At 70.1% G+C, this 24,049-nt stretch carries 23 protein-coding genes; 3 read left to right on the top strand and 20 right to left on the bottom strand.

Going from position 1 to position 24,049, the window contains the following annotated elements; all coding sequences use genetic code 11:
* Positions 1-21 precede the first annotated feature (21 nt).
* On the bottom strand, positions 22-594 hold the full coding sequence (locus ACFWTC_RS15905; RefSeq protein ID WP_383917334.1) for a hypothetical protein: 573 nt from the start codon (positions 592-594) through the stop codon (positions 22-24).
* Between the two features lie 166 nt (positions 595-760).
* Between ACFWTC_RS15905 and ACFWTC_RS15900 the strand changes: the two genes are divergently transcribed.
* From ACFWTC_RS15900 to ACFWTC_RS15890, 3 genes are all read left to right on the top strand, one after another.
* Positions 761-1,945: a sensor histidine kinase gene (locus ACFWTC_RS15900; RefSeq protein ID WP_383917337.1), complete on the top strand. Its 1,185-nt coding sequence runs from the start codon at positions 761-763 to the stop codon at positions 1,943-1,945.
* A complete protein-coding gene (locus ACFWTC_RS15895) occupies positions 1,942-2,595 on the top strand; it encodes a response regulator (protein ID WP_383917340.1) in 654 nt (217 codons plus the stop codon). Before ACFWTC_RS15900 ends, ACFWTC_RS15895 begins: the two co-directional genes overlap by 4 nt.
* 113 nt (positions 2,596-2,708) lie before the next feature.
* Complete coding sequence (locus ACFWTC_RS15890; protein WP_384026745.1) at positions 2,709-4,613, top strand: glycosyl hydrolase family 18 protein; 1,905 nt, start codon at positions 2,709-2,711, stop codon at positions 4,611-4,613.
* Between the two features lie 91 nt (positions 4,614-4,704).
* On the opposite strand, the gene ACFWTC_RS15885 is transcribed toward ACFWTC_RS15890, so the two are convergent.
* From ACFWTC_RS15885 to rho, 19 genes are all read right to left on the bottom strand, one after another.
* Positions 4,705-5,151 carry a DUF2550 domain-containing protein gene (locus ACFWTC_RS15885; RefSeq protein WP_267717815.1) on the bottom strand — a complete coding sequence of 149 codons (447 nt, stop codon included), beginning with the start codon at positions 5,149-5,151 and terminating at the stop codon, positions 4,705-4,707.
* Positions 5,152-5,314: 163 nt separating this feature from the next.
* Entirely contained in the window at positions 5,315-5,686 is a 372-nt protein-coding gene (locus ACFWTC_RS15880; RefSeq protein WP_351271292.1) for a F0F1 ATP synthase subunit epsilon, read from the bottom strand.
* A gap of 140 nt (positions 5,687-5,826) precedes the next feature.
* Positions 5,827-7,269, bottom strand: coding sequence for a F0F1 ATP synthase subunit beta (gene atpD / locus ACFWTC_RS15875; RefSeq protein WP_383917346.1), 1,443 nt, complete (start codon positions 7,267-7,269; stop codon positions 5,827-5,829).
* On the bottom strand, positions 7,269-8,186 hold the full coding sequence (locus ACFWTC_RS15870) for a F0F1 ATP synthase subunit gamma (RefSeq protein WP_383917349.1): 918 nt from the start codon (positions 8,184-8,186) through the stop codon (positions 7,269-7,271). The genes atpD and ACFWTC_RS15870 overlap by 1 nt, the downstream gene beginning before the upstream one ends.
* 20 nt (positions 8,187-8,206) lie before the next feature.
* Positions 8,207-9,802, bottom strand: a complete 1,596-nt coding sequence (atpA, locus tag ACFWTC_RS15865; RefSeq protein ID WP_267717820.1) for a F0F1 ATP synthase subunit alpha — start codon at positions 9,800-9,802, stop codon at positions 8,207-8,209.
* 129 nt (positions 9,803-9,931) lie between these two features.
* Positions 9,932-10,747: a F0F1 ATP synthase subunit delta gene (locus tag ACFWTC_RS15860; protein ID WP_384026748.1), complete on the bottom strand. Its 816-nt coding sequence runs from the start codon at positions 10,745-10,747 to the stop codon at positions 9,932-9,934.
* Positions 10,744-11,295 carry a F0F1 ATP synthase subunit B gene (locus tag ACFWTC_RS15855; RefSeq protein ID WP_384026750.1) on the bottom strand — a complete coding sequence of 184 codons (552 nt, stop codon included), beginning with the start codon at positions 11,293-11,295 and terminating at the stop codon, positions 10,744-10,746. The genes ACFWTC_RS15860 and ACFWTC_RS15855 overlap by 4 nt, the downstream gene beginning before the upstream one ends.
* A 40-nt stretch (positions 11,296-11,335) precedes the next feature.
* The gene (gene atpE / locus ACFWTC_RS15850; RefSeq protein WP_030386954.1) at positions 11,336-11,563 is read right to left on the bottom strand and encodes an ATP synthase F0 subunit C; all 228 of its coding nucleotides are present in this window, start codon (positions 11,561-11,563) and stop codon (positions 11,336-11,338) included.
* Between the two features lie 79 nt (positions 11,564-11,642).
* A complete protein-coding gene (gene atpB / locus ACFWTC_RS15845; protein WP_384026952.1) occupies positions 11,643-12,452 on the bottom strand; it encodes a F0F1 ATP synthase subunit A in 810 nt (269 codons plus the stop codon).
* Positions 12,453-12,693: 241 nt separating this feature from the next.
* The gene (locus ACFWTC_RS15840; protein WP_384026754.1) at positions 12,694-13,131 is read right to left on the bottom strand and encodes a hypothetical protein; all 438 of its coding nucleotides are present in this window, start codon (positions 13,129-13,131) and stop codon (positions 12,694-12,696) included.
* Between the two features lie 275 nt (positions 13,132-13,406).
* Positions 13,407-14,741 carry an MraY family glycosyltransferase gene (locus ACFWTC_RS15835; RefSeq protein WP_383917359.1) on the bottom strand — a complete coding sequence of 445 codons (1,335 nt, stop codon included), beginning with the start codon at positions 14,739-14,741 and terminating at the stop codon, positions 13,407-13,409.
* A gap of 116 nt (positions 14,742-14,857) precedes the next feature.
* A complete protein-coding gene (gene glyA / locus ACFWTC_RS15830) occupies positions 14,858-16,090 on the bottom strand; it encodes a serine hydroxymethyltransferase (protein ID WP_383917363.1) in 1,233 nt (410 codons plus the stop codon).
* 148 nt (positions 16,091-16,238) lie between these two features.
* On the bottom strand, positions 16,239-16,922 hold the full coding sequence (locus tag ACFWTC_RS15825) for a protein-tyrosine-phosphatase (RefSeq protein WP_383917365.1): 684 nt from the start codon (positions 16,920-16,922) through the stop codon (positions 16,239-16,241).
* Positions 16,919-17,566 carry an L-threonylcarbamoyladenylate synthase gene (locus ACFWTC_RS15820; protein WP_351271317.1) on the bottom strand — a complete coding sequence of 216 codons (648 nt, stop codon included), beginning with the start codon at positions 17,564-17,566 and terminating at the stop codon, positions 16,919-16,921. Before ACFWTC_RS15820 ends, ACFWTC_RS15825 begins: the two co-directional genes overlap by 4 nt.
* A gap of 61 nt (positions 17,567-17,627) precedes the next feature.
* Positions 17,628-18,473: a peptide chain release factor N(5)-glutamine methyltransferase gene (gene prmC / locus ACFWTC_RS15815; RefSeq protein WP_383917368.1), complete on the bottom strand. Its 846-nt coding sequence runs from the start codon at positions 18,471-18,473 to the stop codon at positions 17,628-17,630.
* A gap of 53 nt (positions 18,474-18,526) precedes the next feature.
* Entirely contained in the window at positions 18,527-19,606 is a 1,080-nt protein-coding gene (prfA, locus tag ACFWTC_RS15810) for a peptide chain release factor 1 (RefSeq protein ID WP_383917371.1), read from the bottom strand.
* A gap of 133 nt (positions 19,607-19,739) precedes the next feature.
* Complete coding sequence (gene rpmE, locus ACFWTC_RS15805; RefSeq protein ID WP_267717831.1) at positions 19,740-19,958, bottom strand: 50S ribosomal protein L31; 219 nt, start codon at positions 19,956-19,958, stop codon at positions 19,740-19,742.
* Positions 19,959-20,195: 237 nt separating this feature from the next.
* Positions 20,196-21,296, bottom strand: a complete 1,101-nt coding sequence (locus ACFWTC_RS15800) for an LCP family protein (protein WP_383917374.1) — start codon at positions 21,294-21,296, stop codon at positions 20,196-20,198.
* Positions 21,297-21,637: 341 nt separating this feature from the next.
* Entirely contained in the window at positions 21,638-23,812 is a 2,175-nt protein-coding gene (gene rho, locus ACFWTC_RS15795) for a transcription termination factor Rho (protein WP_383917377.1), read from the bottom strand.
* Positions 23,813-24,049 lie beyond the last annotated feature (237 nt).

The following is a 24,049-nucleotide window of genomic DNA, read 5'->3' as shown; positions in this document are numbered from 1 at the left end:
GACCGGGCCACCGCCGGGGGGCTACCCGTCGGCCTTCGCCGGGGCGGGCAGCTCCGCGGCGCCGGCCGGGGGCTTCTTCGGCCAGACCGTGTACGCGAGGGCGATGAGGGCGTGGATGCCGACCACCCGCAGGGCGGCGTACTGCGTCGCCTCCAGCGAGCTGACGTCGCCCGCGTCGCCCACGTACAGGATCGCGGCCTGGAGCAGGCCGAGCGCGACGGCCGCGGCGACGACGGTGCGGGCCCACAGCTTCCACTCGTGGACGGCCCGCACCGTGCCGTATCCCGCGCCGGCCGGCTTCGGGCCGCCGGCGAGCCGGTGCGCGGCGTGGCCGTCGAGCCACTTCACCGTGTAGTGGCCGTAGGCGACGGTGTAGCCGATGTAGAGCGCGGCGAGACCGTGCTTCCAGTCCGGCGCCGCCCCGTTCTCGAGGTCGACGGTGGTGACGACCAGCAGGACGAGTTCCAGCACCGGTTCGCACAGCAGGACGGCCGCCCCGAGCCGCGGCCTCTTCGCTAGGTAGCGCAGGGCCAGGCCGGCCGCCAGCAGTACCCAGAAGCCGACTTCGCAGGCGATGATCAGGGCGACGATCACGGGGGCTCTCCGTTCCGCTCGGTTCTTCGGTGTTCCCTCCCAGGCTCCCGCCCGGTCGGGCCCGGATCGTCATCTGAGGTGACGAAAGACCACTGCACCCTTCGATGTAGCCGGCCTCCGCCCCGGCGCCGAGGCCGGCGGCCCGTGCACCGTGTTGGATGGGTGGGTGACCCCGAGAAGCCTCCGCCCCCACCGCCACGACGTGCTCCTCGCCCTGGTCAGCGTGTTCACGGGCCTCGTGCTCTGGTCGCTCGGCGTGCACCAGGCCGACAGCCGCAACTTCCTCCCCGACTGGGCCGCCCTGATCCCCCTGGTGGTCCTCGGCTCGATGGAGCTGTTGCGCCGCTCCGCGCCCAGTGTGGCGCTGAACGTCGGCACCGTCGGCCTCGTCGCGGACCAGTTCACGGTGGGCAGCCTGGCCACCGTCCTGATCTTCACCGACCTGATGTACGCGGCCGTGGTCTACGGCACGCCTGCCATGGCCCGGCGGCTCCCGGTCTCCACCGGCCTGATCACCGTGGCCGTCACGATCGTCGCGGTGGCCTGGCTGCGGAACCCGCAGGCGCTGCTGATCGGCGTGGTCACCGGCCTCGTCGGCTTCGGCCCAGCCCTGACCGGGGCCACCCTGCGCAACCAGCGGGAGGTCGCCGTGGCGGCCCGGCTGCGCGCAGAGCAGACGGCGCTGCTCGCCGAGATGGACCGCACCCAGGCCGTCACGGCCGAACGCGCCCGAATGGCTCGGGAGCTGCACGACATGGTCGCCAACCACCTCTCCGCCATCGCCATCCACTCCACCGCCGCCCTCTCCATCGACCGGGCCGACACCAGCCGCGAGGCACTCGGCGTGATCCGGGAGAACAGCGTCCAGGGTCTGGCCGAAATGCGCCGTCTGATCGGACTGCTGCGGGACGCCGGGGCGGACCGGGAACCGATCGCCACTCCCTCGTTGGACGGCCTGGACGCCCTGCTCGGCCAGGCCCGCACCACCGGTTCGGGAAGCGGGCTGGAATTCGTCCTCCACGACGACCGGCCGCCCGGGGCCGCCGTGCCGGCGCCCGTGGAGCTGGCGGCGTACCGCATCCTGCAGGAGTCGCTGACCAACGCGCTCAAGCACGCGGCGCCGGGCACGGTCTCGGTGCGCGTGGCCCGCGAGGGCGGGCAGCTGAGCGTGGCGGTGGACTCCCCGTACGGGGACCGGCCCGGCCCGCGCGCCCCCGGCTCGGGGGCCGGGCTGATCGGCATGCGGGAGCGGGCGGAGCTGCTGGGCGGACGGTTCACGGCGGGCCGGTCGGGCCCGGTGTGGCGGGTGCGGGCGATCCTGCCCGCGGAGGAGAGGGCGGTGGAGGCATGACCATCCGGGTGGTGGTGGCGGAGGACCAGAGCGCCGTACGGGCCGGGCTGGTGCTGATCCTGCGCAGCGCGGGCGACATCGAGGTGGCGGGCGAGGCCGCCGACGGGGAGGAGGCGGTGCGCCTCGCCCGGGAACTGCGGCCGGATCTCGTCCTCATGGACGTGCAGATGCCCCGCCTCGACGGGGTGTCCGCGACGCGCCAGGTGGTCGCGGAGGGCCTGGCGGACGTCCTCGTCCTGACCACCTTCGACCTGGACGAGTACGTCTTCGGGGCCCTGCGGGCGGGCGCGGCCGGCTTCCTGCTGAAGAACGCGGAGGCCGCGGAGCTGATCGCGGCGGTACGCACCGTCGCGCGCGGGGAGGGCCTGATCGCCCCGGCGGTGACACGGCGGCTGATCGCCGAGTTCGCGGCGCCGCAGGTGCGCCGGCCGCAGACGTCGCCGGAGACGGCGGCGGCGGTGGCCTCGCTGACGCGCCGCGAGCGGGAGGTGCTCGGCTGCCTGGGCGAGGGGCTCTCCAACGCGGAGATCGCGGTGCGGCTGGAAATGGCGGAGGCGACGGTGAAGACGCACGTCAGCAGACTGCTGGGGAAGCTGGACTTGCGCAGCAGGGTCCAAGCGGCCGTCCTCGCCGGGGAGTTGGGCATTTAGGAGCACCGGTCTGGACCTCTTGACGGTTGGTCCAGACCTTTCTACGCTCGCCGGAACACTGTGGTGAGCGTGCATGACAAAGCGTGCTCACGGGCGGCGCAGGTCCCACCCCCATGTCGGAGCCGGCCCCACGGCTCCGACGGACCTACGGAGGAACACCCTTGAGCACAGCATCCCCACCCCGCAGCCGGCGCACCCGGTTCTTCACGCGGGTCGCGGCGGTCGTGGCCGCGCTCGCCGTACCGATCAGCGGGCTCGTCGCGCTGGCCGGCCCGGCGCAGGCCGCCGCCGCCGCGACCGCGACGTACACCAAGGTCTCCGACTGGGGCTCCGGCTTCGAGGGCAAGTGGACGGTGAAGAACACCGGCACCACCACCCTCACCAGCTGGACCGTGGAGTGGGACTACCCGGCCGGAACCTCGGTCACCTCGGCCTGGGACGCGACCGTCACCAGCTCGGGCACCCACTGGACGGGCAAGAACCTCGGCTGGAACGGCACCCTCTCCCCCGGCGCCAGCATCAGCTTCGGCTTCAACGGCGCCGGCTCCGGCGCCCCAAGCGGCTGCAAGATCAACGGCGGCTCCTGTGACGGCACCACCCAGCCCGGCGACACCCCGCCCTCCGCTCCCGGCACCCCCACCGCCGCGAACGTCACCGAGACCTCGCTGACCCTGAACTGGACGGCCGCCACCGACGACAAGGGCGTCAAGAACTACGACGTCTACCGCGGCGGCGCCAAGATCGCCACGGTGACCGGCCGCAGCTACTCGGACACCGGCCTGACCAAGGGCACGGCGTACAGCTACACCGTGGTAGCCCGCGACAGCGCCGACCAGACCGGTCCCTCCTCCGGCGCGCTGTCCGTCACCACGCCCGGCGGCGGTGGCACCGACCCGGGCGCCGGCACCAAGGTCAAGCTCGGCTACTTCACCAACTGGGGCGTCTACGGGCGCAACTACCACGTGAAGAACCTGGTCACCTCGGGCTCCGCCGCCAAGATCACCCACATCAACTACGCCTTCGGCAACGTCCAGGGCGGCCGCTGCACCATCGGCGACGCCTACGCGGACTACGACAAGGCCTACACCGCCGACCAGAGCGTCGACGGCAAGGCCGACACCTGGGACCAGCCGCTGCGCGGCAACTTCAACCAGCTGCGCAAGCTGAAGGCCCAGTACCCGCACATCAAGATCCTGTGGTCCTTCGGCGGCTGGACCTGGTCCGGCGGCTTCGGCCAGGCAGCCGCCAACCCGGCCGCCTTCGCCCAGTCCTGCCACGACCTGGTGGAGGACCCGCGCTGGGCCGACGTCTTCGACGGCATCGACCTCGACTGGGAGTACCCGAACTCCTGCGGCCTGACCTGCGACACCAGCGGCGCCGCCTCCCTGAAGAACCTGATGCAGGCCACCCGGGCCAAGTTCGGCACGAACAACCTGGTCACCGCCGCGATCTCCGCCGACGGCTCCAACGGCGGCAAGCTGGACGTGGCCGACTACGGCGGCGCGGCCCAGTACGTCGACTTCTACAACGTCATGACGTACGACTTCTTCGGCGCCTGGGCGGCGCAGGGCCCGACGGCCCCGCACTCCCCGCTGGGCGCCTACCCGGGCATCCCGCAGGACGGCTTCAACTCCGAGGCCGCGATCACCAAGCTCAAGGGCAAGGGCATCCCCGGCTCCAAGCTCAACCTCGGCATCGGCTTCTACGGCCGCGGCTGGACCGGCGTCACCCAGGCCACCCCCGGCGGCACCGCCACCGGCCCGGCCCCCGGCACCTACGAGCCGGGCATCGAGGACTACAAGGTGCTCAAGGCCAGCTGCCCCTCCACCGGTACGATCGCCGGCACGGCCTACGCCAAGTGCGGCAGCAACTGGTGGAGCTACGACACCCCCGCCACGGTCGCCTCGAAGATGAGCTGGACCAAGCAGCAGGGCCTCAGGGGAGCGTTCTTCTGGGAGTTCAGCGGCGACACCACCAACGGTGAGCTCGCCCACGCGATCCACACCGGGCTCCAGTAACCGCCGCTGAGCGCATCCGGTGACAGACGAAGCCGGGGAGACGGGTCCGCCCCCGTCTCCCCGGCTTCTTCACGTCGTACGCGGAACCCGCTCAGGCCACATTCACCCGTTGCCCGGGCGGCGCCGCCTCCAGCCAGGCGAGGAACCCGGTCAGCGCGTCGTCGCTCATCGCCAGCTCCAGGCGCGTCCCCCGGTGGAGGGCGCCGAGCACCACGGCGTCGGAGAGCAGGGCCAGCTCCTCCTCGCCCTCGGGCGCGCGCCGGGCGAGCACCTCGATGGACGAGCGCTCCAGCAGGCGGCGCGGGCGCGGCGAGTAGCTGAACACGCGGAACCACTCGATCCGGTCGCCGCTGTAGCGGGCGACCCCGTACACCCAGCCCTTGCCCGAGACGTCCGGCTCCTCGGACACGCCCCAGCGCATGCTGCAGTCGAAGGTGCCGCCGGACCGCTGGATGAGTCTGCGGCGCAGGCCGAAGACAAACAGCCCGATCACCACCAGGGCTACGACCAGGCCGCTCACAAGCAGAGCGAGGAGCATCTTCACCGACCTCCTCGCTCATCGAAATACCGCGTGCGAAAAAACGACCTGCATCGCCTCAGCCGCGACCCGGTCTGGAAAGCTCCAGAACGGACCGCGGCTGAGGTCTGCCGAGCCCGGAAGTCGCCCTCCGGTGATCAGCCATTCAAACTCCGACGGACGTTCAGCCCGTTACGGCGCGCAGTCGGACATCCGCGCGACGTTCGGCGGCCGCGTCGGCCTCCGACTTCGCGCGCTCCAGTGCCCGCTCCGCCCGCTGGACATCGATCTCGTCAGCGAGCTCGGCGATCTCAGCCAGCAGGGACAACTTGTTGTCCGCGAACGAGATGAAACCGCCGTGCACCGCGGCGACGACAGTGGCGCCGTCACTGGTGCGGATGGTCACAGGGCCCGATTCCAGCACACCGAGAAGCGGCTGGTGACCGGGCATGACGCCGATGTCGCCGGACGTGGTGCGGGCGACAACAAGGGTGGCCTCGCCGGACCAGACATTGCGGTCCGCCGCGACCAGCTCGACGTGCAGCTCAGCAGCCAAGGTGGCTCCTCGGGTCACCACCCGGCGGGTAAGCCGGGTGTTGGGTCAAATTCTAATGGGCGTGGGGAGAGGGACGGGACGCACCCGCCCCTCTCCGTGGATCCTTCGGATCCGATGCGCTCCTCGCGGAGCGCGCCGGATCAGGAGACGCCCAGCTCCTTGGCGTTCGCCTTCAGGTCCTCGATGCCACCGCACAGGAAGAACGCCTGCTCGGGGAAGTGGTCGTAGTCGCCGTCGCAGATCGCGTTGAACGCGACGATCGACTCCTCGAGCGGAACGTCCGAACCGTCGACACCGGTGAACTGCTTGGCGACGTGGGTGTTCTGCGACAGGAAGCGCTCGACGCGACGGGCACGGTGGACAACGAGCTTGTCCTCCTCGCCCAGCTCGTCGATGCCGAGGATCGCGATGATGTCCTGGAGGTCCTTGTACTTCTGCAGGATCCCCTTGACGCGCATCGCCGTGGCGTAGTGGTCCGCCGCGATGTACCGCGGGTCGAGGATGCGGGACGTCGAGTCCAGCGGGTCCACGGCCGGGTAGATGCCCTTCTCGGAGATCGGACGGGAGAGAACCGTCGTCGCGTCGAGGTGGGCGAAGGTGGTCGCCGGCGCCGGGTCGGTCAGGTCGTCCGCGGGGACGTAGATCGCCTGCATCGAGGTGATCGAGTGACCACGGGTCGAGGTGATGCGCTCCTGGAGGAGACCCATCTCGTCGGCCAGGTTCGGCTGGTAACCCACCGCGGAGGGCATGCGGCCGAGCAGGGTCGACACCTCGGAACCCGCCTGGGTGTACCGGAAGATGTTGTCGATGAAGAACAGGACGTCCTGCTTCTGCACATCGCGGAAGTACTCCGCCATGGTCAGACCGGCCAGGGCGACGCGCAGACGCGTGCCCGGCGGCTCGTCCATCTGGCCGAAGACGAGGGCCGTCTTGTCGATGACGCCGGACTCGGCCATCTCCTCGATGAGGTCGTTGCCCTCACGGGTACGCTCACCGACGCCCGCGAAGACCGACACACCGTCGTGGTTGTTGGCGACGCGGTAGATCATTTCCTGGATCAGAACGGTCTTGCCGACACCGGCACCACCGAACAGACCGATCTTTCCACCCTTGACGTACGGGGTGAGGAGGTCGATGACCTTGACGCCGGTCTCGAACATCTCGGTCTTCGACTCGAGCTCGTCGAAGCGGGGCGCCTTGCGGTGGATCGGCCAGCGCTCGGTGACGTTGGCGTTCTCCTCCGGGTAGTTCAGCACCTCACCGAGGGTGTTGAACACCTTGCCCTTGGTGAAGTCACCGACGGGGACGGTGATGCCCTCGCCCGTGTCGGTCACCGGGGCCCGGCGGACCAGACCGTCGGTGGGCTGCATGGAGATCGTGCGGACCACGCCGTCACCCAGGTGCTGGGCGACTTCGAGGGTCAGCGTCTTCAGCTTGCCGTCCTCGGCCGGGTCGGCGACCTGGACCTTCAGCGCGTTGTAGATCTCGGGCATGGCGTCGACGGGGAACTCCACGTCGACGACCGGGCCGATGACCCGGGCGACGCGGCCCGTGGCGGCGGCCGTCTCAACAGTGGTCGTCATTACTTGTCACTCCCCGCGGTCGCGTCAGCCATGGCGCTCGCGCCACCGACGATCTCGCTGATTTCCTGGGTGATTTCGGCCTGGCGGGCCGCGTTGGCAAGCCGGGAGAGGCTCTTGATGAGGTCTCCGGCGTTGTCGGTCGCCGACTTCATCGCGCGGCGGCGGGCGGCGTGCTCGGAAGCGGCCGACTGCAGCAGTGCGTTGTAGATGCGGCTCTCGACGTAGCGCGGCAGAAGGGCGTCGAGGACGTCCTCCGCCGACGGTTCGAAGTCGAACAGCGGAAGGATCTCGCCCTTCGCGCTGGTCTCCTCCACAGCCTTGTCGAGGCTGAGCGGCAGCATCCGGCCGTCGACCGCGTTCTGCGTCATCATCGACACGAATTCCGTGTAGATGATGTGCAGCTCGTCGACGCCGCCCTCGGCCGTCTCCGTCTGGATGGCCTCGATCAGCGGCCCCGCGACGCGCTTGGCGTCGGAGTAAGCCGGGCTGTCCGTGAAGCCGGTCCACGACTCCGCGACCTTGCGCTCGCGGAAGCCGAAGTAGGCCAGACCCTTGCGGCCGACGATGTACGTGTCGACCTCCTTGCCCTCGCCGCGGAGCCGCTCGCTGAGCCGCTCCGCCTGCTTGATGGCGTTCGAGGAGTAGCCGCCGGCCAGACCGCGGTCGCTCGTGATGAGCAGGACCGCGGCACGCGCCGGCGCCTCGACCTCGGTGGTCAGGGCGTGCTTGGTGTTCGAGCCGGTCGCCACCGCGGTCACCGCACGGGTGAGCTCGTTCGCGTACGGCATCGATGCCGCCACCTTGCGCTGCGCCTTGACGATGCGCGAGGCGGCGATCATTTCCATCGCCTTGGTGATCTTCTTGGTCGCCGTGACGGCACGGATGCGACGCTTGTAGACCCGGAGCTGCGCTCCCATGAGTCAGGTCCCTTCCGTCGTCACTTGGAGACGTTGACGGCCGGCGCGTCCTCGCCCAGAAGCTTGCCGTCCGAGGTCTCGAACTGCTGCTTGAAGGCGGCGATGGCGTCGGCGATCGACGTCAGGGTGTCGTCCGACATCTTGCCGCCGTCGGCGATGGAGGTGAGGAGGTCCTTGCGCTCGCGGCGCAGGTGCTCCAGCAGCTCCGACTCGAAGCGACGGATGTCGTTGACCGGGACGTCGTCCATCTTGCCGGTGGTGCCGGCCCAGACGGAGACGACCTGCTCCTCGACGGGCATGGGCTGGTACTGACCCTGCTTGAGCAGCTCGACCAGGCGCTTGCCGCGCTCCAGCGAAGCCTTCGAAGCGGCGTCCAGGTCGGAACCGAAGGCGGCGAACGCCTCCAGCTCGCGGTACTGGGCGAGGTCCAGGCGCAGACGGCCGGACACCTGCTTCATCGCCTTGTGCTGGGCGGAGCCACCGACGCGGGAGACCGAGATACCGACGTTCAGCGCCGGGCGCTGGCCCGCGTTGAACAGGTCGGACTCCAGGAAGCACTGGCCGTCGGTGATGGAGATGACGTTGGTCGGGATGAACGCCGACACGTCGTTCGCCTTGGTCTCGACGATCGGCAGACCGGTCATCGAACCGGCACCCATGTCGTCGGAGAGCTTCGCGCAGCGCTCCAGCAGACGGGAGTGCAGGTAGAAGACGTCGCCCGGGTAGGCCTCGCGGCCCGGCGGACGGCGCAGCAGCAGCGACACGGCGCGGTAGGCGTCGGCCTGCTTCGACAGGTCGTCGAAGATGATCAGGACGTGCTTGCCGGCGTACATCCAGTGCTGGCCGATGGCGGAACCGGTGTACGGCGCCAGGTACTTGAAGCCGGCCGGGTCGGACGCCGGGGCGGCGACGATCGTCGTGTACTCGAGCGCGCCGGCGTCTTCCAGGGCGCCGCGAACGGACGCGATGGTCGAGCCCTTCTGGCCGATGGCGACGTAGATGCAGCGAACCTGCTTGTTCACGTCGCCCGAGCGCCAGTTGTCGCGCTGGTTGATGATCGTGTCGACGGCAAGAGCGGTCTTGCCGGTCTGACGGTCACCGATGATCAGCTGACGCTGGCCACGGCCGACAGGCACCATGGCGTCGATGGCCTTGTAGCCGGTCTGCATGGGCTCGTGAACCGACTTGCGGATCATGACGCCCGGGGCCTGCAGTTCGAGGGCGCGACGGCCTTCGGTCGCGATCTCGCCGAGACCGTCGATCGGGTTGCCGAGCGGGTCGACGACGCGGCCGAGGTAACCCTCGCCGACGCCTACGGAGAGCACCTCGCCGGTGCGCTGCACCGGCTGGCCCTCCTCGATTCCGCTGAACTCGCCGAGGACGACCGCACCGATCTCGCGCTCGTCGAGGTTGAGGGCGAGACCGAGGGTGCCGTCCTCGAACTTCAGCAGCTCGTTCGCCATGGCGGAGGGCAGGCCCTCCACCTTTGCGATGCCGTCGCCGGCAACGCTGACCGTTCCGACCTCCTCGCGCGAGGCCGCGTCCGGCTGGTACGACTGGACAAAGTTCTCCAGTGCGTCCCGGATTTCCTCCGGCCGGATCGTGAGCTCCGCCATCTGGGTTCCCTGCTCTCCTTGTTGGGCCTGAAGCTTCTTAGGGGTCTGGGGGCGACCCCCAGGAATCTTCTGCAAGTTCTGCACGGCCCAACCGGGCCGCTAGGAATGCGTTGTTCTATTGGTGAATGGTCAGCCGGCCATGCGGCGGGTCGCCTCGGAGAGGCGGTCCGCGATGGTGCCGTCGATGACCTCGTCGCCGACCCGCACCACGATCCCGCCGAGGACCTCGGGGTCCACTTCGAGGTTCAGGTGCATCTGGCGGCCGTACAGCTTGGCCAGAACCGCGCCGAGACGCTGCTTCTGCACGTCGCTGAGCGGAACCGCGGTGGTCACGGTGGCGACCATGCGGTTGCGGCGCTCGGCGGCGAGCGTGGAGAGGGACTCGAGTCCCGCTTCCAGGCTACGTCCACGCGGCTGCGTGACAAGCCGGGTCACCAGGCGTTCGGTGACCGGGTTCGCCTTGCCGCCGAGCAGGCTGCGGAGCAGCTGGCTCTTGGCGGAGGCGGTGGCCGCGCGGTCGGTCAGCGCCGCACGCAGCTCGGTGCTCGACGCGACGATCCGGCCGAAGCGGAAGACCTCGTCCTCGACGTCGTCGAGGACGCCGCCCTGCTGGGCCGCAGTGAGGTCGGCGGTGTCCGCCAGCTCCTCCAGCGCGTCCACCAGGTCGCGGGACCGCGACCAGCGGGACCGGACCATGCCGGACACCAGGTCGAGGGTTTCCCCGCCGACCTGGCCGCTCAGCAGGCGCCCGGCCAGCTCGGCCTTGGCCTCGCCGGACTGCGCCGGGTCCGTGATGACCCGACGCAGCGAGACCTCACGGTCGAGCAGCGTGGTGACGGCAGCCAGCTCACCGGCGAGCTTCGGCGCGTCGACGGACGTGTTGTCCGTCAGCGCGTCGAGACGCTCGCGCGCGGAGGCCAGTGCCTCGCGGCTCGCTCCGTTCATCGGGCAGCCCCGTTCGACGCTGCCTTCTCCTCGAGCTCGCTCAGGAAGCGGTCGATGGTGCGGCTCTGCCGGGCGTGGTCCTCGAGGGACTCGCCGACGAGCTTGCCGGCCAGGTCGGTGGCGAGCTTGCCCACGTCCTGACGCAGCGTGTGAGAGGCGGCCTTGCGGTCGGCCTCGATCTGCGTGTGGCCGGCAGCGATGATCTCCTCACGCTGCCGCTGGCCCTCTGCGCGCAGTTCTTCCTTGAGCGCAGTGCCCTGCTCCAGCGCGTCCTGGCGCAGGCGCGCGGCCTCGTGCCGGGCTTCGGCGAGCTGGGCCTTGTACTGCTCCAGCACGCTCTGGGCCTCGGTCTGAGCGGCTTCCGCCTTCTCGATACCGCCCTCGATCGCCTCGCGGCGCTCGTCCAGAACCTTGTTGATGTTCGGGAGGAGCTTCTTCGCGAGGAAGCCGAGAACGATGACGAAGGCGATAAGACCGATGACGAGCTCGGGGATCGGCGGGACGAGGGGGTTTTGAGGCTCCTCGGCCGCGAGAACCAGGAGGTTCACATCAGTGCCTTTCGTCGAATCGGACTAGTCGTGGGGTTCGTCAGCTGTAGACGAACGGCATGACCAGACCGATGAGGGCGAGCGCCTCACAGAAGGCGAAGCCGAGGATCTGGTTGGCGCGGATCAGACCGGCAGCTTCGGGCTGACGGGCAAGCGCCTGGGTGCCGTTACCGAAGATGATGCCGACGCCGACGCCGGGGCCGATCGCAGCGAGGCCGTAGCCAACGGAGCTGAGGGAACCGGTGACGGCAGCAAGGGTCTGGGACATGCCAGTTCTTCCTTCTCTTTCACGGACCGGTGGGGGTTGGCCACCGGACGACTGGGGGATTTTCTGGGGCGGGCCGTGCTCAGTGGTGCTCGGCGAGCGCGCCCTGCAGGAAGCTGCAGGCCAGAAGCACGAAGACGTAAGCCTGGACGGCCTGGATGAAGAGCTCGAACGCGGTCATCACGATGACCATGACGAACGAGACACCGGCGTACGCGATGCCGATCCCGTTCAGCAGGTACCAGCTGGCGATGGTGAACAGCAGCAGCAGGGTGTGACCGGCGAACATGTTCGCGAACAGTCGGACCGCGTGGGTGAAGGGGCGGACGATGACGTTCGAGAAGAACTCGATCACCATGACCATCGGCAGAACCGGGCCGAGGGTCTTGTCGTAACCGGTGATGTTCTTGAAGCCGCCCACGAAGCCGTGGCGCTTGAAGGTCACCGACATCCACATGACGTAGACGACCAGCGCGAGGCCGGCCGGGTACGCGATGACCGCGGTCACCGGGAACTGGGCGAGCGGCACGATCGACCACAGGTTCATGATCCAGACGAAGAAGAACGTCGCGACCATGAAGGGGACGTACTTCTCGCCTTCCTTCTTGCCGAGCGTCTCGTAGACGATGCCGCGGCGCACGAAGTCGTAGCCCGCCTCGGCGACCATCTGCAGCTTGCCCGGGACGACCTTCGGCTTCCGGAACGCGGCCCAGAAGAAGGCGACGATGACGACCGAGCCCAGCAGGGCCAGCAGCATCGTCTTGTTGAAGTACAGGTTGCTGTCCGCGTCGCCGAACATCGGCTTGAACAGGAACGAGTACAGGGTCGGGCCCGGGAAGCCACAGCCAGTGCCGTCTTCGAAATGACAGTTGATATCGAAGGCGAGCGTCATGTCAGCAGCACTCACCGCAGGGCTCCTTCAGCGTGGCGCATAGGTACGGCAACCTCGTTGTGTCGGCGCGGCGAGCAGCCGCGGTTCGGCACTGGACTGGTGTTTCGGATGGTGGGGCGGCAATCAGGCATCGAGCCTCGCGATGGAACAGGCGTCAGCTCAGATGCCCGCGCCCGCAGTGCCGCAGTTGGCACCGGACGATAGCAGGATCTCGAACGACCACTTATCCCGGCCCTACCCTTCACGATGTCGGGCCCTGATTCTCGGGCTTGGCGCCCTTGGTCGAGTCCGGTTCGACGTAAAGGATCTTGGCCTTCATATGAGCACGCGTCTGTGCGCCGATCCACACGAGGGTGGTTGCGACGAGCGTGATCGCGAAAGCCTTGGGGTGGAACAGGGTCGTGTTCTTGAACGCGGCGAGAAAGACGAAGAGCAGCAGGATCTGGGCCGCGTAGAGCATGAGCCCCATGGCCTGGAACAGGTGCGGAAGTGATTTCGCCGTGCGCTGCAGAACGATGAACCCGATACCCATGAACAGAATCACCAACAACGTCGCGACGACGGCCCCGACAGCACCCTTGCCCCCGACGACCAACGCGCTGATCACCGCGGCGAGAGCGCCGGCGGCAGCGGTGGGTACGGCGGCTTGCAGGAGGAGTCGGACGTCATCTGACCGCATGGCGGTTTGCTCCGCGTGATGGTGGGGGGCAAGGGACTCGTACGGGACGAGCGTAAGCCCGGTCCGAGGGAAGACCTCGGGCCAATGGACCGTCGCACTACGGTCCTTCGGCTCTGTCGCCGGGTTTAGTGAACGGTATCACAAAGTATTTGATGAGAGCTTTACCCTCAGGGTGTGCTCACTGTCACACATGAGAGTGACCCTGCGCGTGTGTGCAGGACAGCGAGGCGGCTTGCCTGATAAAGGGGCTTGATGTCCGACATGCCCCCTGAGCCTTACCGGGCGGACTCGGCCTTGCGCCGGTCGGGCAAGCGCGAACGGGGGCCTACGGCCGTCGCCCCGTTGACGCCGGAGACGCCCGCCGCGATCGGCCTGGCGGGCTCCGGCTCCCGGCCCGAGGTGTCCCGCGCGGCCGCTTCGGCCGCGGCTTCCGCGGCCCGTCCCGCGTGCCGGTAGCGCGGCGGGACCAGGCCCTCCGCCCAGCGCGGGGCCCGCGGGGTGAAGCGCGGCAGCAGGAGCATGATCAGGCCGAGCGCGCTCAGCGCGGCGATGGCCAGCACGATCCACATCGAGGCGGAGTGCACGGAGTACGCGACGGCGCCGAAGGCGATCAGTCCCGACCAGAAGTACATGATCAGGACCGCGCGGCTGTGCGAGTGTCCGAGTTCCAGCAGCCGGTGGTGGAGGTGCCCGCGGTCGGCCGCGAACGGCGACTGTCCCTTCCACGTACGCCGCACGATGGCGAGGATCAGGTCCGCCATCGGGATCGCGATGATCGTCAGCGGCAGCAGCAGCGGGATGAAGACCGGCAGCATCGCGTGGGTGGCGTTCCGCTCGCCGCCCGCGAAGAGCGCCATCGCGTCGGGGTCGACCTGGCCCGTGATCGAGATCGCGGAGGCGGCCAGCACCAGGCCGATGAGCATGGAGCCGGAGTCGCCCATGAAGATGCGGGCCGGGTGCATGTTGTGCGGCAGGAAGCCGAGGCACATGCCCATCAGGATCGCGGCGAAGAGGGTGGCGGGCGCGGCCGCCTCGATGCCGTAGCCGAACCAGATCCGGTACGCGTAGAGGAAGAGCGCGGCGGCGGCGATGCACACCATGCCGGCGGCCAGGCCGTCGAGGCCGTCGACGAAGTTCACCGCGTTGATGGTGATCACGACGAGGGCCACGGTCAGCAGGTTGCCCTGCCACTGCGTGAGCGGCACCGTCCCGACGCCGGGGACCGGGATCCACAGGATGGTCAGACCCTGCATCACCATCACGCCGGCGGAGATCATCTGCGCGCCGAGCTTGATCAGGGCGTCGAGCTCGAACTTGTCGTCGAGCACGCCGACCAGCCAGATCAGGGCCGCCCCGGAGAGCAGCGCCCGTGGCTCGTTCGACAGCTCGAAGACGCCGTTCAGGTTCCGCAGGTGGTCCGCGACCAGGAGTCCCGCGCACAGTCCGCCGAACATGGCGATGCCGCCGAGCCGCGGTGTGGGCTCCCGGTGCACGTCGCGGGCACGGATCTCCGGCATGGCCCCGGCCGCGATCGCGAACTTCCGCACGGGCCCGGTCAGCAGGTAGGTCACCGCGACCGTGACGCATAGCGTCAGCAGATATTCACGCACGGGCTGCCCCAGATGTATCGCCGGCCATCTCAGCCCCACACATTAGCTGCGATGTCACCAGTGCCGAGGACGCGAGGGGGCGGTATCCCGGTTGCGGTACACCCCTCTTGTCACTCTTACTCCCCGTACGGGGGAAATGCCGATGCCAGCTCGTTGACCTCGATACGCGTTCGCGCGGCTTCCCCGCGCAGTGCGGCGGCGAACAGGGCGGCGATCCGGACCATCTCCGCCTCCCCCATCCCCTGGGTGGTCACGGCCGCCGTCCCGAGCCGCACCCCGCGCTGGTCCCCGTACGGGAGCGCGCAGGTGTCGAGCACGATGCCGGCGGCCGCGAGCCGGGCGCGGGCGGCCGGACCGTCGAGGCCCAGCGGCGCGGGGTCGGCCGAGAGGAGGTGGGTGTCGGTCCCGCCGGTGGTGACCGCCAGCCCCTGCTCGCCTAGCTCCCGGGCCAGCGACCGGGCGTTCGCGACGACCCGGTGGGCGTACGTGGTGAAGGCCGGGGCCGCCGCCTCCCCGAACGCGACCGCCTTGGCGGCGATGGTGTGCATCTGGGCGCCGCCCTGCGTGAAGGGGAACACCGCGCGGTCGATCCGCTCGGCGAACTCGGCGCCGCACAGGATCATGCCGCCGCGCGGCCCGCGCAGCACCTTGTGCGTGGTCGCGCACACCACGTCGGCGTACGGGACGGGGCTCGGGGCCGCCCCGCCGGCCACCAGCCCGATCGGATGGGCGGCGTCCGCGATCAGGAAGGCCCCGACCTCGTCGGCGATCTCGCGGAAGGCGGAGTACTCGGGGTGGCGGGGGTAGCAGATCGACCCGCAGACGATGGCCTTCGGCCGGTGCGCGCGGGCCAGCTGCTGCACCTGCTCGTAGTCGATGAGTCCGGTCTCGGCGTCGACCCCGTACCCGACGAAGTCGAACCAGCGGCCGGAGAAGTTGGCGGGCGACCCGTGCGTGAGGTGCCCCCCGTACGGGAGCCCCATGGCCAGCACCGTGTCCCCGGGCCGCAGCAGCGCGGCGTACGCGGCCAGCACCGCGGAGGAGCCGGAGTGCGCCTGTACGTTGGCGTGCTCGGCGCCGAACAGCGCCATCGCCCGCTCCACGGCGGCCCGCTCGGCCAGGTCGGCGTACTCGCAGCCGCCGTGGTGGCGGGCGCCGGGATAGCCCTCGGCGTACTTGTTGGCGAGCGGTGACCCGAGTGCGGCGAGCACGGCGGCGGAGGTGAAGTTCTCCGCGGCGCTCAGCTGGAGGGTGGTGGCCTGCCGCAGCCGCTCCCCGTCGAGGATGTCGGCCAGCTGCGGGTCCTGCCGGCGCAGGAGCTCCGCCGACTGCTCGGTGATGACGGTCATGGCACGACTCCCGCGCGCTGGGTGTACCGGGTAGGGCCACGATATTCCCGCTACCCGTTTCCCGCCGCCCGAGCCGGTCGGCGGCACGCGCTCACGCCCGTCGGCAGGGGGTGCCGCCGCTCGTCGGGGGACGTGCAGGCCGCGCCCGTCAGCGGGAGGTCGTGACGCCCGTCAGGGCCGTCACGACCGGGTCCAGCGCCTGGTTGATCTCGTCGCCGATCGAGCGGAAGAAGGTGATCGGCGCCCCGTACGGGTCGTACACCTCGTCCGCGTCGGGCGTCGGTGCCAGCAGCCAGCCGCGCAGCGCCGCGGCCGCGCGGACGAGCGCGCGGGCCCGTTCCACCATCCCGTCGTCCAGCGGCGGCAGGGTGGCCGGATCTATCGCCCGGACCAGCCGGGTGAACTCCTTCAGCGTGAAGGTGCGCAGCCCCGCGGAGTGGCCCATCGAGATGACCTGCGCCCGGTGGTCACGGGTGGCGGTCAGCACCAGGTCGGCGCGTATGACGTGCTCGTCCAGCAGCTCCCGCCCGGTGAAGCCGGAGGCGTCGGCGCCGAAGTCGGCGAGGACCGCGGCCGCGTTCGCCTCCATGGGGGCTCCCTCGTGCCCCCACGTGCCGGCGCTCTCCACGATGAGGTCCCCGGTGACGAATCCCCCGAGGCGGTGCGAGAGGGCGTGCCGCGTCAGCCGCTCGGTGATGGGCGAGCGGCACACGTTCCCCGTGCTGACGTGGAGTATGCGGAAGGTGTTCCCCCCGTTCACCTCCCCCGGACTCCATCCGAGGGGGCTCGCCCGGAGGTGCTCCCCCGCTATGCCACGCCCCTCAGGGCTCACGGGGCGACCTCGAGGTCGGGTACGACCTCCCGCAGCTGGTCGGCGGTCAGGGCGCCTTCCCGCAGGAGCACCGGCACCTTGCCGGTGACGTCGACGATCGAGGACGGCTGGATCCCGGGGGTCGGGCCGCCGTCGAGGTACACGGAGACGGAGTCCCCGAGCATCTCGCGGGCGGCGTCGCAGTCCTCGGGCGCCGGGTGCCCGGTGAGGTTCGCCGAGGAGACGGCCATCGGGCCGACCTCGGTCAGCAGCTCGATCGCGACGGGGTGCAGCGGCATCCGTACGGCCACGGTGCCCTGGGTGTCCCCCAGGTCCCACGCCAGCGACGGCTGGTGCTTGGCGACCAGCGTCAGCGCGCCCGGCCAGAAGGCGTCGACGAGCTCCCAGGCCTGCTCGGAGAAGTCCGTGACGAGGCCGTGCAGGGTATTCGGGGAGCCGATGAGCACCGGGGTGGGCATGCCGCGGCCGCGGCCCTTGGCGGCGAGCAGCTCGTGGACGGCCTCGGGGCTGAAGGCGTCCGCGCCGATCCCGTACAGGGTGTCGGTGGGCAGCACGACGAGCTCGCCGCGGCGCACGGCGGATGCGGCTTCGCGCAGGCCCGTCTTGCGGTCCGTCGCGTCGTTGCAGTCGTATCGCCGGGCCATCAGCGGGACTCCTCGTGCAGCAGGGGGGTGGTGGCGGTGTCACTGGGGAAAGCGGCCCGGATCACGGCATGGCCTTGCGGGCGGTCGCGAAGCGCGGGCGGTTGTTCAGGTCCGGGTGGTCGGCCGCGTCGGCCCAGCCCCGCTCCTCGGCGAAGATCCACGGCACCTGGCCGCCCTGGGTGTCGGCGTGCTCGATGACGACGATGCCGCCGGGCCGCAGCAGGCGGTGCGCGGTGCGCTCGATGCCGCGGATGGTGTCGAGGCCGTCCTCGCCGGAGAACAGCGCCATCTCGGGGTCGTGGTCGCGGGCCTCGGGGGCGACGTACTCCCACTCGGTCAGCGGGATGTACGGCGGGTTGGAGATGACGAGGTCGACCTGGCCGTCCAGCTCGGGCAGGGCGCTCAGCGCGTCCCCCTGGTGGACGGTGACCCGGGAGTCCGCGGCGTTCTTGCGGGTCCACCGCAGCGCGTCCTCGGACAGCTCCACGGCGTGCACGCGCGAGCGCGGCACTTCCTGCGCCATGGCCAGCGCGATGGCGCCGGAGCCCGTGCACAGGTCGACGATCAGCGGCTCGACGACGTCCATCGCCCGCACGGCATGTATGGCCCAGTCGACGACCGACTCGGTCTCGGGACGGGGTACGAAGACCCCGGGCCCGACCTGGAGCTCCAGGTACCGGAAGAAGGCGCGGCCGGTGATGTGCTGGAGCGGCTCGCGCGCCTCGCGGCGGGCGACGGTCTCCCAGTAGCGGGCGTCGAAGTCCGCGTCCTTGACGTGGTGCAGTTCCCCCCGCTTGACGCCGTGCACGAAGGCCGCGAGCTCCTCCGCGTCGAAGCGCGGTGAGGGCACGCCGGCGGCGGCCAGCCGCTGGGTGGCCTGGGCCACCTCGGCAAGCAGCAAGTTCACGCTGGTCCTCCGGGCTGCTGTCGTACGGGGGGTGGTGCGGGGTTCGGTGGGGCTCAGTGCGCGGCCGCGAGCTTCGCGGCCGAGTCGGTGTCGACGCAGGCCTGGATGACCGGGTCGAGGTCGCCGTCGAGCACCTGGTCCAAGTTGTACGCCTTGAAACCGGTCCGGTGGTCCGAGATCCGGTTTTCCGGGTAGTTGTACGTACGGATCTTCTCGGAGCGGTCGACGCTGCGCACCTGGCTGCGGCGCACGTCGGAGGCCTCCTGCTCGGCGGCCTCCTGAGCCGCGGCCAGCAGCCGCGAGCGCAGGATGCGCATGGCCTGCTCCTTGTTCTGGAGCTGGCTCTTCTCGTTCTGGCAGGAGGCGACCACACCGGTGGGCAGGTGCGTGATGCGCACGGCCGAGTCGGTGGTGTTGACGGACTGGCCGCCGGGGCCGGAGGAGCGGTACACGTCGATGCGCAGGTCGCTCATGTTGACCTCGACCTCGACCTCCTCGGCCTCCGGGGTGACGAGCACGCCGGCGGCCGAGGTGTGGATGCGGCCCTGGGACTCGGTGGCCGGCACGCGCTGGACGCGGTGCACGCCGCCCTCGTACTTCAGGCGGGCCCACACGCCCTGGCCGGGCTCGGTGGCGCCGTTGCCGCCCTTGGTGCGGACGGAGACCTGGACGTCCTTGTAGCCGCCGAGCTCGGACTCGGTGGCGTCGATGATCTCGGTCTTCCAGCCCACGCGCTCGGCGTAGCGCAGGTACATGCGCAGCAGGTCTCCGGCGAACAGGGCCGACTCGTCGCCGCCCGCGCCCGCCTTGACCTCCAGGAGCACGTCCTTGTCGTCGCTGGGGTCGCGCGGGACCAGCAGCAGGCGGAGCTTCTCGGTGAGCTCCTCGCGCTGCACGGCCAGCTCTTTGGCCTCGGCCGCGAAGTCGGGGTCGACGGCCGCGAACTCCTTGGCCGTCTCGATGTCCCCGGCCGACTGCTTCCACGCCCGGAAGGTCGCGACGATCGGGGTCAGTTCCGCGTAGCGCTTGTTCAGCTTGCGCGCGTTGGCCTGATCCGAGTGCACCGAAGGGTCGGCGAGCTTCTTCTCAAGATCGGCGTGCTCGCCGATCAGTTCCTCGACCGCCTCGAACATCGGGGGACTCCTGGGGTGAAAGTAAGAAAGGGACTGCGGGGTGACTATGAGTGGCCTGGAACGACGACAAAGGCGCCGGTCCAGCCGCCCCCGCGTGGACAGGGGGCGGCCGGAGACCGGCGCCTGGGTGGCGCTACTTCTGGGCCGCACCCTTGCCGAAGCGGGCCTCGAAGCGGGCCACGCGGCCACCGGTGTCGAGGATCTTCTGCTTGCCCGTGTAGAACGGGTGGCACTCGGAGCAGACCTCGGCTCGGATGGAGCCTTCGGTGAGGGTGCTACGGGTGGTGAACGCGGCGCCACAGGTGCAGCTGACCTGGGTCTCGACGTACTGGGGGTGGATCTCGCTCTTCAAGGTGTCTCCTAGATTGGGAGGGCGCCGGGTCGCAGGAGCCGAATTGCGCGCTGCGTGAACCGGGGCCGACAGACCAGTCTGCCAGGACCGGGCTGCCTGTCAAAATTCTGAGGACGCCTGATTCAACGGGGAGGGGGCGGCATCTATTCCGCGCGCTGCGCGAACCCCCGCCGGCGCCGTGCGGAGCCGCCGCTTCCGCCGGGCGTGGCCCCTGCGGAACCCGTGTGGCCGGGGGCTCTACTGCACGATCTTGCCTGCGGAGCCCTTGTCGCCCATCGAGTTCTCGGTGGCCTCGGCGGGAATCGGCTGGTCGGCCAGCAGGGCGTCCCAGACCAGCTTGGACTCCTTGGCGAGCGGGGCGACGCGGTCCTTGTCGCGCGGGTCCGGGGAGACCGGCAGGGTGATCATCTGCATGTCCTGGGCGTCGATGCCCTGCATGCCCTGGGCGAAGCCCATGAGGGACTTCACGTCGCCGAGCGCCTTGTCCGTGGTGATCGCCTTGGTCCCGGAGTCGGCGAGGCTGAGCAGCTTCTTGGGGTTGTCGAACAGCCCGATGCCCTTGACCTGCTTGATCAGGGCCTTGATGAAGGCCTGCTGGAGCTGTATCCGGCCCAGGTCGCTGCCGTCACCGACGCTCTTGCGGGTCCGGACGAGGCCGAGGGCCTGCTCGCCGTTGAGCTTGTTCGTGCCGGCCGCGAGGTCGAGGTGGCTGGCGTCGTCCTTGATGGGCTTGGTCGTGGTCACCTCGACGCCGCCGAGGTCGTCGATGATCTTCTTGAAGCCGGTGAAGTCGACCTCGAGGTAGTGGTCCATGCGGATGCCGGACATCTTCTCGACCGTCTTGACCGCGCAGGCGGCCCCGCCGGTGGTGTACGCCTCGTTGAACTGCCGGCGCTGGCCGCCCGGGTCGGTCTTGCCGTTCGCGGTGGCGCAGGGCGGGCGGGGGGCCATGGTGTCGCGGGGTATCGATATGACGCTGGCCTTCTGGTGGCCCTCGTACAGGTGGACGATCATCGCGGTGTCGGAGCGGGCGGAGCCGCCGTCGTCCTTGCCGTACTCGCCGTTGGCGCCGCCGCGGGAGTCCGAGCCCAGCACGAGGATGTCCATCGAGCCGTTGTCGACGTTCTCCGGGCGGTCCTTGCCCAGGGCGGCGTCGATGTCGACGGTCTTCAGATTGCCGTTGAACTTGAAGTAGAAGTAGCCGAGGCCCGCCCCGCCCAGCAGCACCACGACCGCGGCGCTCCACGCGGCGACGGCCAGGGCCTTGCGGCGCTTCGGCGGTTTGCGTCGGCGCCGGCCGGCGTCGCGCCGTCCGCGTCCCGTGCTGTCCTCGCTCATGCTCTCCTCGGTCCTGAGTCCGGTCACCGGCCCCCTGTGGTCCGTCTCCGGCCTGCGGTCTCCTGACACAGACGGACGAACGCCGCCCAGGGTTCCACGGCCCAGGGGCCCTCCCGGTCCGCGCCGTGCGGGGCGCCGCGGGACTCTCGCGGTGCGCCCTGCCGCACCCACCTGGGCTTTTACCCGGGAACGCGGCCCGGAAGCCCCGGGTTCAAGCGGATTCACAATGTGGCGAAGGTCGCAATGCGGACAGGACGACGCACAGCCGCCCCCGCCGCGGGTGCGGCGGGGGCGGCTGTGGTCACGCGGGACGGGACTCCTCCGGCCGTGGCCGGGGGCGATCAGTCGTCGTTCTTGCCCGACGGGGTCGTCTTCGCGATCTGCATCAGGAACTCGGCGTTCGACTTCGTCTGCTTCATCTTGTCGAGCAGCAGCTCGATCGCCTGCTGCGAGTCGAGCGCGTGCAGCACCCGGCGCAGCTTCCAGACGATGGCGAGCTCCTCCGCGTTGAGGAGGATCTCCTCCTTGCGGGTGCCCGACGGGTCGACGTCGACAGCCGGGAAGATGCGCTTGTCGGCGAGCTTCCGGTCGAGCTTGAGCTCCATGTTGCCGGTGCCCTTGAACTCCTCGAAGATCACCTCGTCCATGCGCGAGCCGGTGTCGACCAGCGCGGTGGCCAGGATGGTCAGCGAGCCGCCGTCCTCGATGTTGCGCGCGGCACCGAAGAAGCGCTTCGGCGGGTACAGCGCGGTCGAGTCGACACCACCGGACAGGATGCGGCCGGAGGCGGGCGCCGCGAGGTTGTACGCGCGGCCCAGACGGGTGATGGAGTCCAGCAGGACGACCACGTCGTGACCCAGCTCGACGAGGCGCTTGGCGCGCTCGATGGCCAGCTCGGCGACGGTGGTGTGGTCCTCGGCCGGGCGGTCGAAGGTCGATGAGATGACCTCGCCCTTGACCGACCGCTGCATGTCGGTGACCTCTTCCGGACGCTCGTCGACCAGGACGACCATCAGGTGGCACTCGGGGTTGTTGACGGTGATCGCGTTGGCGATCGCCTGCATGATCATGGTCTTGCCGGTCTTCGGCGGGGCCACGATCAGGCCTCGCTGGCCCTTTCCGATCGGCGACACGAGGTCGATGATGCGGGTCGTCAGCACGCCCGGGTCGGTCTCCAGACGGAGCCGGTCCTGGGGGTACAGCGGGGTCAGCTTCTGGAACTCCGGGCGTCCGCGGCCTGATTCGGGCGCCATGCCGTTCACCGAGTCCAGACGCACGAGGGCGTTGAACTTCTCGCGGCGCTCGCCGTCCTTGGGCTGGCGCACGGCACCGGTGGTGTGGTCGCCCTTGCGGAGCCCGGCCTTGCGGACCTGCGCGAGGGAGACGTACACGTCGTTGGGGCCGGGCAGGTAGCCCGAGGTCCGGATGAACGCGTAGTTGTCGAGGATGTCGAGGATGCCCGCGACGGGGATCAGGACGTCGTCGTCGGCGACCTGCGGCTCGCTCGGGGCGAACTCGTCGCGGCCGCGACGGCCACGGCGGTCGCGGTAGCGGCCGCGCCGGCCGCGACGGCCGTCCTCACCGTCGAAGTCGTCCTGCGGGCCGTTGTCCTGACGGTCCTGACGGCCCTGCTGGCCCTGGTTCTGACCCTGGCCGCCCTGGCCCTGGCCCCGGCCGCCCTGCTGCTGGCGGTCGGCGCGGTCGGTACGGTCGGCGCGGTCGGTACGGTCCTGACGGCCGCCCTGGGCACCCTGGCCCTGTCCGCCCTGGCCCTGGCCGCCCTGGCCCTGGTCGTCGGCCTTGGCACCGCGGTCGCGGCGGTCGCGCTGGCGCTCGGCACGGTCACCGCGGTCGTTGCCGCGGTCCCGGCGCTCGCGTCGGCCGCGGCCCTCGCCGTCCTGACCCTGCGCGGAGACGGCGGTGGCCGCATCCGCCCTGGCGTCGGCCTCGGCCTGCGGAGCGGCCTCGGCCGCGGGGGCCTCGGTCTTCTGCTCGACCTGTACGGCGGAGGGAGCCGAGGACTCCGGGCTGCCGGAGGGGGCCGTGGCCCGGCGGCGGCGTCGCTCGCCGGCCGGGGCGTCCTCTCCCCCGCGCTCGGCTTCGCTCGCGCGGGAGGGGCCCCCCGCGGGCTGGCCCGGGATCTCGATCTGGGCCTGCGCGGCGGCGGGCTTCTCGGCGGGCGCCTCGGCGGCGGCCTCACCCGTACGGGCCTTGCTGGTGGCACGGCGCTTCGGCTTGGCCTCGGCGGTGTCGGCGGCGCCCGCCGCCGCGGAGGGCGCGGCCTTGGGGGCACTGCCGCCCGCCTGCGCCTCCTTGATGACCTCGATCAGCTGGCTCTTGCGCATCCGCGCGGTGCCCCTGATACCGAGGCCCGACGCGACCTGCTGCAGCTCGGCCAGAACCATGCCGTCAAGGCCGGTGCCGGTGCGGCGGCGCTTGGTAGCGGCGCCCGCGGCGGGGGCACTGGCGTCGACAGAGGTGTCGGCAGCGCCCATCAGATCGGTGGTGTCGCTCACGAAGGGTCCTTCCCTGGAGCGGACGTCGGCCTGTCTGGCTCGGCGACCGGTTGTGCTGTCCGACAGCAGTCCTAGGTGTGGACCGTGCCGGGGCGGTGGTCCGCCGAGAGAGATACGGCGGAGAGAAACGTGCAAGTGCGTGGGTGTTCCGGCGAGAAGCCCCCGAGCTGGAAGCGTGGGAATGTCACGCCGATTCCGGAGCGTGCTCGAAACTGCTGGAAGTGATCAAAGCAGTCG

It is taken from the genome of Streptomyces sp. NPDC058619 (genome assembly GCF_042717785.1).
Taxonomy (GTDB): Bacteria; Actinomycetota; Actinomycetes; order Streptomycetales; family Streptomycetaceae; genus Streptomyces.
This window is presented reverse-complemented; position numbering and strand designations above follow the sequence as displayed.